The organism is Variovorax paradoxus B4 (genome assembly GCF_000463015.1).
Classification (GTDB): domain Bacteria; phylum Pseudomonadota; class Gammaproteobacteria; order Burkholderiales; family Burkholderiaceae_C; genus Variovorax; species Variovorax paradoxus_E.
In genome coordinates, this window is sequence record NC_022247.1 from 4,694,639 (window position 1) to 4,708,478 (window position 13,840).

16 protein-coding genes are annotated in these 13,840 nt (G+C 60.4%); 2 read left to right on the plus strand and 14 right to left on the minus strand.

The genetic code is table 11. The features are described 5' to 3' along the window. Positions 1-39: 39 nt before the first annotated feature. The 5 genes from VAPA_RS21905 to VAPA_RS33590 form a co-directional block, all read right to left on the minus strand. A complete protein-coding gene (locus VAPA_RS21905; protein WP_021008949.1) occupies positions 40-930 on the minus strand; it encodes a LysR family transcriptional regulator in 891 nt (296 codons plus the stop codon). Positions 931-1,749: 819 nt separating this feature from the next. Beyond that, entirely contained in the window at positions 1,750-3,510 is a 1,761-nt protein-coding gene (locus tag VAPA_RS33980) for a reverse transcriptase domain-containing protein (RefSeq protein WP_021008951.1), read from the minus strand. Positions 3,511-3,798: 288 nt separating this feature from the next. Beyond that, on the minus strand, positions 3,799-4,386 hold the full coding sequence (locus VAPA_RS33985) for a hypothetical protein (protein ID WP_021008952.1): 588 nt from the start codon (positions 4,384-4,386) through the stop codon (positions 3,799-3,801). A gap of 13 nt (positions 4,387-4,399) precedes the next feature. Next, entirely contained in the window at positions 4,400-5,425 is a 1,026-nt protein-coding gene (locus tag VAPA_RS34540; protein ID WP_021008953.1) for a hypothetical protein, read from the minus strand. A gap of 562 nt (positions 5,426-5,987) precedes the next feature. Further along, on the minus strand, positions 5,988-7,004 hold the full coding sequence (locus VAPA_RS33590) for an MrcB family domain-containing protein (protein WP_021008955.1): 1,017 nt from the start codon (positions 7,002-7,004) through the stop codon (positions 5,988-5,990). Between the two features lie 120 nt (positions 7,005-7,124). Here VAPA_RS33590 and VAPA_RS21920 point away from each other — a divergent pair, with 120 nt between their 5' ends. After that, positions 7,125-7,505, plus strand: a complete 381-nt coding sequence (locus tag VAPA_RS21920) for a hypothetical protein (RefSeq protein WP_155248087.1) — start codon at positions 7,125-7,127, stop codon at positions 7,503-7,505. Positions 7,506-7,591: 86 nt separating this feature from the next. Next, complete coding sequence (locus tag VAPA_RS21925; protein WP_021008957.1) at positions 7,592-7,903, plus strand: hypothetical protein; 312 nt, start codon at positions 7,592-7,594, stop codon at positions 7,901-7,903. A gap of 37 nt (positions 7,904-7,940) precedes the next feature. On the opposite strand, the gene VAPA_RS21930 is transcribed toward VAPA_RS21925, so the two are convergent. Genes VAPA_RS21930 through VAPA_RS33600 form a run of 9 tightly spaced genes read right to left on the minus strand, consistent with a single transcriptional unit; the run spans position 7,941 to position 13,839 of the window. Beyond that, positions 7,941-8,210, minus strand: a complete 270-nt coding sequence (locus tag VAPA_RS21930; RefSeq protein ID WP_021008958.1) for a hypothetical protein — start codon at positions 8,208-8,210, stop codon at positions 7,941-7,943. Beyond that, positions 8,207-8,560, minus strand: a complete 354-nt coding sequence (locus tag VAPA_RS21935; RefSeq protein WP_021008959.1) for a hypothetical protein — start codon at positions 8,558-8,560, stop codon at positions 8,207-8,209. The genes VAPA_RS21930 and VAPA_RS21935 overlap by 4 nt, the downstream gene beginning before the upstream one ends. Then, a complete protein-coding gene (locus tag VAPA_RS21940) occupies positions 8,557-9,141 on the minus strand; it encodes a glycoside hydrolase family 19 protein (RefSeq protein WP_021008960.1) in 585 nt (194 codons plus the stop codon). The genes VAPA_RS21935 and VAPA_RS21940 overlap by 4 nt, the downstream gene beginning before the upstream one ends. Beyond that, a complete protein-coding gene (locus VAPA_RS21945) occupies positions 9,138-9,530 on the minus strand; it encodes a hypothetical protein (protein ID WP_021008961.1) in 393 nt (130 codons plus the stop codon). Before VAPA_RS21945 ends, VAPA_RS21940 begins: the two co-directional genes overlap by 4 nt. Beyond that, the gene (locus VAPA_RS33595; RefSeq protein ID WP_021008962.1) at positions 9,520-9,888 is read right to left on the minus strand and encodes a hypothetical protein; all 369 of its coding nucleotides are present in this window, start codon (positions 9,886-9,888) and stop codon (positions 9,520-9,522) included. The genes VAPA_RS21945 and VAPA_RS33595 overlap by 11 nt, the downstream gene beginning before the upstream one ends. Positions 9,889-9,907: 19 nt before the next feature. Continuing rightward, positions 9,908-10,141, minus strand: coding sequence for a hypothetical protein (locus VAPA_RS21955; protein WP_021008963.1), 234 nt, complete (start codon positions 10,139-10,141; stop codon positions 9,908-9,910). 2 nt (positions 10,142-10,143) lie between these two features. Next, complete coding sequence (locus tag VAPA_RS21960) at positions 10,144-12,033, minus strand: hypothetical protein (protein WP_021008964.1); 1,890 nt, start codon at positions 12,031-12,033, stop codon at positions 10,144-10,146. Beyond that, positions 12,026-12,430, minus strand: a complete 405-nt coding sequence (locus VAPA_RS21965) for a hypothetical protein (protein WP_021008965.1) — start codon at positions 12,428-12,430, stop codon at positions 12,026-12,028. Before VAPA_RS21965 ends, VAPA_RS21960 begins: the two co-directional genes overlap by 8 nt. Then, entirely contained in the window at positions 12,427-13,839 is a 1,413-nt protein-coding gene (locus VAPA_RS33600; protein ID WP_021008966.1) for a hypothetical protein, read from the minus strand. The genes VAPA_RS21965 and VAPA_RS33600 overlap by 4 nt, the downstream gene beginning before the upstream one ends. Position 13,840: the final 1 nt, after the last annotated feature.

Below are 13,840 nucleotides of genomic sequence, written 5' to 3' on the forward strand. Positions count from 1 at the left end.
GCGAAGCCAGTGCCGCAGGAAAGCCGCTTTCTTTTCTTCCTAGGTGCTGGTGCCGATCAACTGGGCCACCACGTTGCGCAGCGTCTGCTCCTGCGCATGGCCTTCCACGCACGACAGCACATAGGCACGCTGGTGCCAGTCGCCCTGGATCTCGGCCGAGCCCAGGTCGTCCTCGGGATGGAAGCTGCGCAGCACGTCCGGCGGCATCAGGCCCACGCCCAGGCCATGGCGCACCAGTGCCAGCATGGTGTCGAAACCGCTGGTCGAGAAATTGTTCGGGAACGATCGGCCGCGGCTGCGGTAGGCCCCCTGCAAGGCCGACAGGATCGCCGAGCCCTTGCCGAGGCTCACGATCGGCAGATCCAGAAAGTCGTCGATGCCCACGGGCCCATCCGCAAACCGGAAATGCCGGCGGCTGTACACGAGCACCAGCCTGTCTTGCCGATAGTCGAACTTCGGCAGGTCCAGGAATCCGCTCTTCTTCTCGTAGATGCCGACGTCGATCACCTTGTCGCGCAGCAACTGCTGCACGATCTTGCTGTTCTCTTCCAGGATCTTCAGCGTGATCTGCGGGTAGGCGTCACGCAGCCGGGCGATGTCCTTCGCAAGGAACTGGATGATGGCCGCCTTCGGCGCGCCGATGAGGATGCGCCCGTCCTGACCGTGGCTCAGCACCTGGGCATCGCCCTCGAGCCGGCCGATGAGGTTGTCGATCTGCCGGATGTGCGCCATCAGCCGGCTGCCGGCCTCGGTGATCAACACGCCGTGGGGCACCCGCTTGAACAGCTTGGCGCCCAACTGCGCCTCCAGGTCGCTCACGCGCTTGGACGCAGCAGCCACGGCCAGGCTCAGCTTGTCGGCGGCCCGGGAGATGCTGCCTTCCTCGGCGATGCACAGGACGAGTTGGACGGTGGTGGAGTCGAGCTTCATGAGGGTGGGGGTCAGGGCACGGCGGGGGTATGCCGGGCATTGTGATGAAGCCAGCAGCGGTGGAGGGGCCCAACGCTCGTTTTGCACAGTTAGTTATGACTGATATGTAATACCAAATGTGTACAACTTTGCTCCGCGCCGCCTCCAGGCCCACGCATCACAGAGGGCGAGTTCTCCACCATTGCGGTGGATAAGACGGTGGAAAAGCCTGTGCGCAGGCCGGGAGAGCGTTGCTATGCCTGGGTCGCGACACTGCGCCTGTAAAAGCGGCACCACATCCCCGGGCACCTGCCGCTGGGCGCACAGTTTTTCCGTCGCCATACCTGTCCTTGGCGAATGACCGCCAGAAGATCCATCCAATCGAGCGGTCGGAATTAGAGCTGAATCATCGACCACCAATGGCTAAAAGAGATGGATGAGATCGGGTTGTAGAAATGATGGCCGAAATACGCATAACTTCTGCTGGTGGCCGCGGGAACGCACTGCTGCAAATTCCCGAATTTGATCGTCTTCAAGCGCGTCGCCTTTGCCGAACTCAGACGGACGCATCCCCAATGAAAAAGTCCCGTCGCATGAACTGCGCGGGACTTCAAGAAACTGCCAAAGATGGATTCTGGCGGAGAGTGTGGGAGCAATTTTTGTATCTGAATCAATATCTTAGTCTCAGAATACCATGATAGATGCCACGCCTTGAGTTTCGCTAGATGCTCTGTAGGCACTTCGTGCGGAGACTGGAGACTCGCTCACAAGCAGATGGTGACTGCCGGTGATAGCAGAGACACCGAGTCCGCTCGTTTTGCTCCTCGACTATGACACCGCTCACAAAGCGGTTAGCCATCGATCCAATTCCATGACACAGAGGCACTCATCATTGCCACTCGATTGAGACGCTCCCTGCTGCGCTACGCCGGCCAATTTATACGAACTATCAACGAGCGGTCCACCGGAATTTCCTTGGCGGATCGTTTGTCCAATTTCGAGCCGCTGCAATCCGGCTCTAGCAAAGCGATGCTGAACAGAAACCTCTGTATTATTCGCCGTCCGCCCAGGAGTCCAATTAGGAAATCCAATTAATCGGGCTTGGGCCGAACGCTCCAACGGTTCAGGGCGGCCATCGAAATATCGCTGTGCACGAGTCTCAGAATCAACAAATTCTAGGAGCGCCAAATCTCGCGCCGAGTCTCGATTCAGCACTCGCGCAGGAGAAACCGTACCAGTCAGAGGGTTTCTCAATACTATTGAGACGTTCTGGACGAATGGATTCGAAATATCAATTTCTTCATCCTTTGATTGTCCCGTAAGTACATGATTGCATGTAATGAATCTGCGCCCTGTTCCGTACGCAAATGCTGTACCCTGCGACACTAATGGTTCCGACTCGTCCGTGCCAGGGGCGGTGTAGTCACCACTCCATTCTAGAACGAAAGTCGCGAAATCAACATCCAGCGTGTTTCTGACTTGAAGATCTATCGGTAACGAAGCACCTCGAAATCCTGGATCGATCGTTTGATGCAGCCGGCAAAGATGATTGTATTTCTCAGCCAATCGTGTGTATAGCAGGTCATCATTTCCTCGGATCATTCGAACGAATAAGAGCCGCCCCCACAAAACATTCTGCAACGATGGGATGTTGCCTGTGCGGGTCTGACGTGCCCAAGGCCGTTCTCGCGGGGGATTTTTTAGCTTCTCAGTGATCCGCGCTGTCCAAGTTGCTTGAGCGGCAACATAACCGTGCGCTTCCCATGCATGCAAGGCACCTCTAATTTTGTCTATAAACTTTCGGGTGACATTGGGAAATTCATTGACCACAACACCTGTAATTTCCATGCGCCGTAGACGAGTGGAGATTCGTGTCTTTCCCTCGTTTATGTGAAATGAGTTTGATTCGATTATCGATCTAAGCTCACTCCCAATGCTTACCGTCCCTCCATCAAACGCAACAACATTTGCAGGCAGACGTTCAGCGCTGCGATGAGAAAAGCTAAAGGTCAAATCATCTGCATAGCGCGTATACGTTGCTCTATGCCTTTTGGATAATAAGGTCAGTTGCGAATCAAGTGTGCGACAAATCAGATTGGCGAGAAAAGGGGAGGTCGGAGCCCCTTGCGGCAACGAACCTTCATGCGTGCAAAGGTGCGCAAGCATCGTAGCCATCTCAAAGGAAAACTTCATGGGGGGCGCCATGAGCGCACCTCGGACGCGAAAAAAGGTGATTGTCGGAAAGAAATCGGACAAATCTAGATTCAAAATGTGATACGGCCGACGCTCTAAGTGCTTCTCCGCGTTAGTGAGGATGCTGCGCCCCTCGACAAAGCCATGCACACATGGTTTAGCCGGGGGCACGGTTCCTTTTAAATACGCGAGCGCCCGATATTGGAGCGCTTTTATCTTCTTGCTCGGCTCCGCGATATGACGATTTTTACCATTCGCCTTGGCGATCACGAAATTCGTGTACCGAGGAGTAGGATAAAGGAGGCCTTCAATTTTCCAATATTCAGCCCCAAAGATGTGCCGCGAGAAATAAGGCACGTCTGCTCGGAGCAGAAAGTCATGAAATTCGTTTTTACCGAGTATTGCCATTCCGATAAGGTGCCGCCTCGGTATCTTTCACCTTTACGACCAGCGATAATATTGGCGAATACGTTAGGATCGACCAGCATCGGGGTTACCATGCTGCAATGCCTGCGTTAACGCGGGCAAGATTAAGTCTCTGCCGAGGCGGCCCACAAAGTGTAGCCATGTTTCTGACGTGAAACTACAATTTCCAAAGGCTCGCCCCGGGGGGATACCCGCGGTTTCATCGAGGAAGCGGTAAGCCTGAAAATCAACGGCTCTATGAGCGTCAACGTTGTTCCTCGATGCGTCCGCTTATGCGTCACGTTCGGGCGTATGTTTCGACGGCACTGTGGGCACTTCCCCGCCCCCCGCGTCCTTCACATCGGCCTTCAGCCGACCGGCGATAGCAAACATTCCATTTCGCACCCGCGTAGTCGCGTCTTCACGATCAGCGTATGACTTAATCAAGCTTGCGGGCACTAACGATAAAATCACGGTCCACAGCTGCCAAATAGTGAGAGCAACTAGTAGCGCGTACGAAATCCCCCTCGCAAGACTTGGATCAAAAGGAAGGGGATACTTCTTCGCAACCGGTGCAACCGCACCCAAGATTAAGATGACACAAAGGATCGCCGTGGAATTTACCACCGGAGTGAACAACTGCCCCATCCCGCTCGAATTTCCCTGCTCGGCCTGATCGGGATTTCGCATAGAGAGCTTCAAGCGTTCGGGATAAATAATCGCCATCCATGCACCGATTACCGCGAAGATAATTGCCGCCGTAGTTCGAAGAGCTTCGAACATCGGCCACTGCTCCGCAAAAGGCACAACTCGGCCAAACCATCCAGCAGCGGCAACAAGTGCGACGACAATTGACCAGCCGAGTGTCTTTTGTATCATGCGACTTATCGGGCTATTCGTTAGCCCGTCCAAGCATATAACGCCGATGCCCCTGCAATGCCGAAAGCAACGAATTCGGCTCAATTATTTCTGCATCTTTTCTATCAATATCGACCCAGAGCGCATCCTTAACAAAGGCGTGATCGAGCCAATATGTGTTGTTGCTTTCGCCGCGCAGGTCGAAACCGTAATTGTTGTCCTCTTGTTCCTCCTGCGCCCATTCCGCCACAATACCCCTCAGGGCGAGGGGGGAAAGACCGTCGACTTCGACTGAGTAATTGACTTTGACTTCGTGCGGTCGAGCATTCGGCGCGGTGAGGTGCAACTGATCTAGCATCTTTTCCCAAAGTGCACGCTTTGGTCGTTCTTCCAATAATAGATTCGCCCGCTTGGTGATTTTCCTAATTCTGTCAGTTCTTTCGAGCAAAAAATCTATGGGACCAGCCTTGCGCAACAATTCAGATTTGAAGCGAGGTCTAAAGCGGGTTAATGCGGCAGCATCATTCTCTCGATACCCGAGCACTTGAACTTCCCCATCGTCACCAAGTTCCTCTCCCACCACGACGTGCGGCGAGAATTGGCTCATAAATCCGTGCAGGTATTTATTCATCTGATAGTGCCCAGCGGACGAATGCTGAAAACGCACAGTTGCGACTAGGCCTTCATTTGGCATAAACCAAAAATAGGTCGCAAAGCCGGGGATTGCTCCCGCCTCAAATTCATTCATGGTCACGTCAGCATCACCCACCTGACCGTAGCCGTCAATCGACGCCACTGCGCCATCGGTACTCTCTATCTCATTCCAGAGCGTAAGTAACCAATCCCCTCGCCGCTCGTGAACGTTAACCAAATAGGCAGGTAGCTTCGATTCATCACCATCGAAGGTTTTGGTAAGTCCTAGTTGTTTTCCTTGACCCCAGCGATTCAAATCGCGAAGCGTCTCAACGACATCGCCAAATTCAGGTGCATGGTTGACGCCCCATCTAAAATAGCCGCATGCTTTTAACTTTAGCAATGTGACTCGTGCTTCCTCTCGCATGCCGGACGCTCCCGCATCTGTTTATGTTGCAAGGCTTGTAACACGATGTCATAAAAAACTACTAGGTAGTTTCCTTCTGTCTTCCTGTTCGCCGAGAGCCTTTGCTTCCATTTACGCTGAAGCGCCTCGTCGCTCAGCTTCGATACCTTCATGCTCGTCTTGCCGTCTGCCTCGCAGGACGCGGCGCCAGTGTAGGAGAGCTATCGTCAGCGAGAAGCGTAAAAAACGACTGCGCCGCATCTTCGGGGCCTTCCCGCTGATTTTTCTCCGAGCCATGGTTGACGCCGCGACAACAGCGAGAAGAATCATGGCAGCGAACCCCAAAAAACTTGCCTGGGTCGCAAGTTGATCGCATTCAACGAGCCGCATGAAGTGCGCTAATGGACTGAGTCCCTGTGATGTTCGGAGACGCAGCACGCGCGGGTGAGAGTTGTTTGCAACTCAGGTGATGCCGTCCGCGCTTATCTTGCCGAGATGCGCAGACGATCCGTTCCGGTGCGACCTGCGCAGGGTAGCCATCTGCAAAATTCGCGATGGTTTGCTAGGCGTGAATCGCCCGCTGTTAGCTCTTGTAGAAGTGCCCCTTGACGTGGTGCTTCTTGAACTCCATGAGATCCGGGCAGCCAGCCCTGTGAATCGCACGGTGGCAGTTGCTGCAAAGCACCATGAAGTCGGCTTCAGTCGGTTTGAGAATAGCGCCCGTATCTGGCAGGGTTGAAATCGGCACATTGTGATGAGCCTCGATGAACTTTTCCATCAGGGATCCATATGCGCTAGCAAAGTCGAAGTGGCAGGCCTGGCACTCAACACCAAGTTGCTTTTTCACTCGCTCGATTAGCTTTCTATCCCGATGTCTCCTCTCAATCTGCTTATGCACAATCACTTTCTTGGCGCCATCCAGGGACCCGGACGGCAGCTCGCCCGCGGCACTGAGAGTCGAAAGCTCCTCGTCTTCCTCCGAGAACTTCAGAATGCGTTGCTCGGCCATCGCGTCATAGAGTTGAAGCATCGCACGCAGATCCGCGACCAGTTCTGCATCCTCAGGAAGTGCGGACACCGCATACCGCTTTCCAAATGCGGCTGTGTTCGACCACGGGTCAGCTGCATAGTCGCGCTGGTTCGCAGTGGTCACGAACTTGAGCGTTGTAAACGGCCCCTCATTGAATCCTTGCTCACGCCAGCGGCCACCATTCGCACGCATCTGCTGAGCTCTAAGCGCCAATTCAACCCCGGCGCGCTTTCGCCCAACGGCGTCGGTGAGCTGCTGCGCCCCCTGTCCCATGACAAGGCACACCGTCTGAAATCCAGGTTCAAAGAGATATACAGGGTAAAAGCCGCCCATGGCGCTCTTAGTGACGGTATGTAAGAGAACAGCCAACCACGGGGCCGCAGACCATTGCCCTTGTCCAGGGCTCCCAACAAATTGATAGCGCTCGGCATCTCGCCCACCCAGAGAGTCGCGCAACGAAGACGGCCAGCTCTGACGAATCAATGCTGCGAGCGGATGGTTCGCGAGCGGTTCCGTCCTAGCGCGCTGAAAGCCTTGCGCGATTTCGCGAAGGTGATCTCCGAACCCCATGGGGTCTCCTTACGGCATCATGCCTGGCTTGAATATAGCCCCATGGATTTAAATAGAATCGACGCGAACCGACCGCGGCTCTAAGGGGTGCTGGTGTTCCCTTTGGCGTATGCTCTCCATATGGCCCAAAGCCCTAAACTGAGCAAAACCAAAACGCCCCGGACCACCCCTGAAGAGGCGGTGGCCCGATATGCCCTGATGGACCGCGCCATCAGGCAAACGGGATTTCACATCGACGAGTTGGAATCGGCTCTCGGCATGTACATGGTCGGCTTTCATTTCGGCTGGCGTGTGCTGTACCTGGTTCACAGCAAGCGCACGATCAAGAAGTACGAGAGCATCTTGGGCCTCAAGATCAGCGAGGTATTTCCCGAGTACGGTCCGGACGCGGATCGAACGAACGCCTACAAGCTCATTCAGAGTGTTTCCAACTTCTGGAAGCTCGTCTCCGGCGACGAAAAACCAACACTCCAGATCGACAAGCGCTCCTTAGCCGAGTAAGGGAACTACAGGTCCCTTGACAGGAACATCATATCCCCTTCCAATAGGGGCCTTGACGTTCCCTTATTCCAACAAAGGAGTGATTCATGACATGGCTGTTCATTCAGATGATCGACAGGCCCAAAACGGTGATGTTCTGGGGCAGGCTATTCGTTAACGTAGGCGGCCTCGCGTGCATCGCTGGCCTTTGGGGGCAGCTGGCCGTTAAGGCAACCTCAGAACTAAGCCATCCAGGGCCTGCATCGCCGCCGACTCGCACTTTGGCCGAGCTCTACCCGAGTCTGCCGATCTGGTGGATTCCCGAAAGCGCATTCGGCTATGCGCTCGCTATAGGCGTGGCGGCGCTTGGTATTTGGCTCGTCACTGCCACAAAGCGCATGAACCGTTCGTTTCGCTAGTCCGACCACCTTCTGAGCGGCCACAGAGGCGGTCTCGCTATCGCTGCAGACGGATCGGCTTAACGCACTCAATAAGCGCCGCTCGCAACTCACCCTCATAGCCCTCGCGCACCTCGATCTCGGCTAATACCGAGGCGCTGAATCGGTCAAGATCGACGCCCAGCGAAAGCGCTTCCGTTGGCATGGCCGGTCGCGCAGGCACCTTCACATCGCACTCGATCGGGATCGGCACCTTTACCGTTTGCATCGGGGTCACCCCGCACGCGGCAACCGACGCGGCGAGGCCTATGAGCGCGCATCGCTTCATGGTTGCGCCCTCCCCTTCAACCACGTATCGACGCGCACCCGAGCGCTCGCGCAGGCGTCTCCCGGCACGGCCGGCGGCGTGCTCAAGATCGTGTGGGCAGCTTGTTGTCGTCCAGTCGCAGCATTGCGCGCCGCGGCCTGCGCCTTCTTCGCCTCGGCGCCGCGCTTGTCGGCCAGGTCGCGGAGGTCTTCGGTCGCATCGCTGCATGCAGAAGCCGCCGATCGCGCGCTGTCTCGCTCGACGACCGTCGTCGCCGCTTTCTCGCGCGCGCCCACCCATGCCCAGCCGAGGGCCGCATTGCCGGCAACGCTCAGCCCAAGCGCGAGCAACAAGGTTTGCAGGAGGCTCATTTGCTCAGCACCTTGTACGCGCGCGCCGTGATCGCTTTGCGCTCCGCGAGCTTCAGGCGCGCCGGGCCGTTGACGCGCCCGGTCACGTCGTAGACATCGCCCCGTTCGGCCGCCGGCAAACAGTCCTTGAACACCGCGAAAAACCAGCACGCCGATTGGGCCGCGTACTGCGGCTGCAGCAACAGCTCGGGATGGCGGCGGAAGTCCGCGCCGAGCGCATGGCCCGCAGCGACGTAGGCGTCTTCCCAGGTAAGCTGGATGAGGCCGCGGCCATGGAAGCCCTTGTACCGAAGCATGCTCAGCCCCCGGGGGTTGCGCACGTACTCTTCGGCCCGGTAGCCGCCCTTGACGAACAGGCTCGGGAAGATCTCACGCAGCCGCGCCGGCGTGGTGTAGTTGAGGTTTTCCTCGACCTTCTGCAGCGCGTCGGACTCGACGGCGAGCTGCCCGAGGAAGGCCGCCATCGCGTTGACGGAGTGAATGCCGAAACGGTTCATCCCGTCCGCGAGATGCAAGGTGTAGCGCTCCGCGTCGGCGCGTGCGGCGCCGGTGCAGTCGATGAGGGTCTGGGTGTCGATCATGGTTTCTTGAGTTCCTTTGCTGCGGTCTTCGCGGCCTGGTTGGCGGCTTGTGCGGCGGTCTGCGCAGTGCTCGCGGCCTCGCCTGCGGTCTGCGCGGCGCTCGCCGCGGTGTCGGCCGCACGGTTAACGCGGCCGGTCAGGGAAGAAAGGCGGTCGCCGAAGGCCTCGCGCAGGCGGGCGATCTCGGCCAGGTGGTCTTCGCGCTGGCGCGTGATCTGCGCCTCGGCGTTGCGCGCGGCCCAGAAATAGCCCGAGCCAAAGCCGCCGAGGAAGAGGCTTCCGACGACACCCACGGTTTCGAAGAACCGGCGCCACTGGCGCGGCGGACGCACGCGCGGCAGGTCTTCGAGCGCCGCGCGATCCGAATCGATGTGCGAATCACTGTGCATGCAGTTGCTCCTTCAATTGGCGGACCTGGTCGCGCAGCGAACTCAGCTCGGCGGTCTGCGCGGCAAGGGTTTCGTTCATGGCCCTGAGCTGCCCCTTCATTTCCCACAGCTCTTTCAAGGCTTCGTTGCGCTCGGCCGCGAACTTGTCGGCCCGCTCTTCGGCCTTCAGGCGTGCGGCGCGCTCGCCTTCGAGCAGTTCCTTCCACGTCCCGAGCGCGGCAATCTGGCCCTCGCTGTCGGCGCGCTCCTTCGCATCGGTCGGCTGCTGCTTGCGCCATACCTGATAGCCACCGGCGGCCGAAAGAATGAGGAACGCCAACTGCGCAATCGGATTGCCGGCGATGTCGCCCATGTCCATGAGGTGCCTCTTCTCTCTTTCAAATTTCGAACTGCACGAGCGGCATGCCGGCGGGCGCATCGCCCTCGATCACGCCGTCGCGGACAAACACCTCGGCACCGATGGCCCGGTCGCCCACGCCGCGCGCCGTGAGCACACCGCCGCCAGGCAGCACCAGCCGCGCGATGTCGCCATCGACGGCCGTCACGGTCGCGATCTGCAGCGGCGTGGCCGGCAGAAGTTCAAGAAAGACGCTGTAGGGATTGCGGCTCATGCTCAGACCTCCACATGCGTTTCGACGGTGAGGGTCTGGCGCAAGGTCGGCCAGGCCTCATCGAGTGCGATGCTGCGCACGAGGCCCAGGCGCAGCGCATCGCCGCCGTCGTAGCGCACCAGCGAGCCCGGCAGGATCAAGCCCGTGTCCTGCAGCACCGACATGCGCAGGCTCACATGCGCCTGCCGACCCGTGTCGCTCAGCACGGCCAGGCCGCGCTGCATGGCGGCATCGCCGTGCGTCATCAAGGGATGCGTGACCATGGGCGCCGCGTAGTCGCCGGCCGTGCCGCTGCGCGTGAGGTCGCCGCGCACGCCGTCGCTCGTGGTGCCGTAGACGAAGGCGCGGTTGTAGGCGGCCCGCCGCACCCACTCGATGCCCTCCACCGAGACGACATCGGCGGGCAGCACGTAGTCGGGCGTGAGCGTGTGCCACATCCATGGCGCGGCCGGATAGCGCGGCAGGATGCGCAGCGTCGGCTCGGTGTTGTGCGGCTGCACGATGGCGCCGGCGGCCGTGGCGATGTCGAGCACCGCCGCAATCGGCGTGCCCTGAAAGGCCCAGGTCCCGCCCGGCACGAACCAATCGCCGATGCGGTAGTCGATGGCCCAGCCGTTGTTCACGCCGTTGATCGTCATGGCGAGCGCCATGAGCTGCGCCGCCGTGCGCCCCGAGGCGGAGGCAAAGTTCTGCTCTGGCGCAAAGGGCTTGTCGAGCAGCGCAGCGCGGCCCTTGCCCCGTACCCGCACATCGGCGCGCGCAAAGCGCCGATCACGCGCAGGAAGATCCGCCACGAGCCGATAGGGCACGCCGTTGACCATCGCCAGCAGCTCGGCCGGGTCGCCGTTGCCGTCCTCTTGCACCAGCGGCAACGCCGAGCCCGGCAGCGTGGCGCTCCATTGCCAGGTCCACGAATCGGCGTCGAGCGACATCGAGAAGCCGCGGGCCTCGATGACTTCCCCACCCTCCACGCGCGTGAGCGCAATGCTGTTCTCCACGGAATAAACCTCCAAGACGGGCACCACGACGGTCTGCCCGGTGCCAGGCGGCGGCGCGTGCCGCTCGCAAAAGAAAATGAGCGTGGTGGCGTGCTTCTGCGGCTCACGAAACACGAGTTCGGTCGAGGGCACATAGCAGGGATCGCCCGCGGGCGGCACGAGGACCGAGCGCCCCGGCAGCGGTGCCATGGCCGCCTGCCAGCGCACCAGCCATCCCCGCTCGATGAGTTGCGCCACGCCGAAGCCTTCGCTATGCCCGTGTGCGAGGTTTGCGGCCTCTTGCCAACCCGAATGCACGGCGCGCCGCAGCCGCTCGGCCTCCTGATAGCGCACCGCCAGCGCCGCCGGCGCGAGCTGCTGCGCCGCCTGCCACCGCACCCACGCCGCATTGCGGGCACGGCCTGCCTCTTGCCAGCGCAGTCCGGCCGAGGTCGAGACCGAGCCGGCCGCCTGGTGCCGCGCGGCCACCTGGTTGCGCGCCCTGCCCGCCTCTTGCCACACCGGCGCCGCCCCGCTTGCCCGAAGCTCGGCACGCTGCCAGCGCGACACACGGCCCGCATTGGCGCGTGCGGCGCCCTGGTGCCGCGCCACGGCGCCGACGCTCGCCGTGTCCGCCACTTGCCACCCCGACGACACCTTGCCCACGAGCGGGCGCTGCGTGGCGCTGTCGTAGCGCGCGGCACCGCTTACCATGAAGGCCGGCAGCGGGACCGAGCCGCCTGCCGTCGCATAGGGCGGCATCGTGACCACCGCAGCGCCGGACACCATGAAGGCCGGCAGCGGGATGCGGCCGAGCGCATAGACCGCGCTGGCGGTCTCGTCCGGCTCCCCGAACACAAGGATGTTCGGCGGCCCGTCGAGCGGCAGCTTCCGGAAGATGAGGTCTTCAGCCACCGATGAGCACCTCGCCGAGGAAAAAGGTGCCGCCCTGGTAGAGCTTGGCCTCGGGGTCGCCTTCGGGCGGGTTCTGCACCACCAGCTTGACCTGCCCCGCACCCGAGGGACCGCTCATGCTGAAGTCGGCCACCCAGGTGCCGTCCGCCAGCTCCACGCGGCCCCACGTCGCAACCCCCGTCGCGAGCGCCAGGTCGCCCGCGCTGTCGGCCTGCGCGAGCGCGAGCGTTCCATCGGCAACGGCGCCGGCCGGCAACGCGAGCACGGCCGCGGCCAACAACGTGGTGGGCGCGCCGCCCTCGCCAGGTTGCACGCCGCCGTACACCATGAAGCGGGCGCCCTCGGCCAGATAGCCGACAAGCGCCTGCAGCATGACGTTGATCGCGAGCACGTTCATGCCATCAGCTCCACCTTGCCATTGGCAAGGGTCAAGCCGTCCGAGATGACGGCCCGTTTGCCGTGCGCGAGGTAGTAGGCAATGACGGAATAGCTCTGCGATTCGTCGATGTGCTGGAAGTCATAGCCGCCATCGGCGCCGGACCACGCCTCTCGAATCACCATGCCATCGAGATCACGCACCAGCCGCACGCGGCACGGATAGGGCTTGTTGACCGGATTCACGTAGTCAAGCGTGAAGCCACGCACACGGCCCTTGCCGCCCCACTCCAGATCCTTGCGGCCGATATCTGCATAGGTCGAGCGCACGCGGAACGCATCGACCGGCTGCACCGGCGGGAGAACGTCCAGCCCCAGCAGGGTTGCCGGCTTGAGCATCGGCAACAGGCTCCCGCCGGCGATGACTTCGTAGACACGCACGGCGTGCAATCGAATCTTGCACGAGCGCACGAAAATGCCACCGGTCAGCATCGCCGACGAAGGCGTCTGCCCATGCGAGAAGGCGGTCCCCAAGCCGTCGACACTCATCAGATAGTCGCGGGTGCCGCTGCTATTGGGCGCACTGGACAACACGTACGTGTGCAGTCCGGAAGTGGGCAAGGTCCCCGGCGCCGTGGCGTTGAAGTCAATCGCGGAGATGCCCAGCGTCGTGGCGCTTGCCGAGCGCGCCGAGGAAATCGCCTGAGGTGCAGCGGCGTGCTGGAAGAAGTTCTGCAGGAGCTGCGGCCCGCCCTTGAACACGGCACCGATCATCGGGTTGTTGCCGTAGTTGGCGGTCAGGATCTCGACATCGAATTCCAGGCGCAGCCCATTGACGGCCGCATAGAGCCCGAACATCCAAGCGGCATTGAATCCGCTCGAATCCAAGTCCACGGCCTGCGAGGCCGCGTCCCACACCGGTGACAGCGTGGCGGAGTCCACCAAGACACTGCCGAATCCAGCCGGTATGCCGGTTGCGAACGTCTCCGCGCCGATCAATTGCAGGGTCTGAGCCGGCGCAGGTGTCATCGCGTTGGCACCCGGCCACGGAAAGCGCCCGACTGGAACGGCGCCTTCGTAAGTGACACCATCCGTCGAGTTCTGCAGCACCAATGATGAAATCATCGAGGCCTGCGCCGAGCCGCCGCCGACGCGCACGGCATCGGCCTCGGACGTGCCCGCCGCCCCGAGATCGAAATAGATCGCAAAACCCGGAGACTTCACCGTCGCGCCATCCCATGCGACCGTCTCCGCGGCGCTGCCGTCCTGCAAAGCCGACAGGGTGCCACTGGCGGGCGCCATCGATGCTGAGATGGTGGCGCCCACATCGACGCGCACGCCGTTGTAGTAGAGCTGCAGCTCGCTGATTTCGAGACCACCAGTGCCGTAGGTCTCGACGTTGATCGCGCGCCAGTAGCGTGAAGCCGCCATC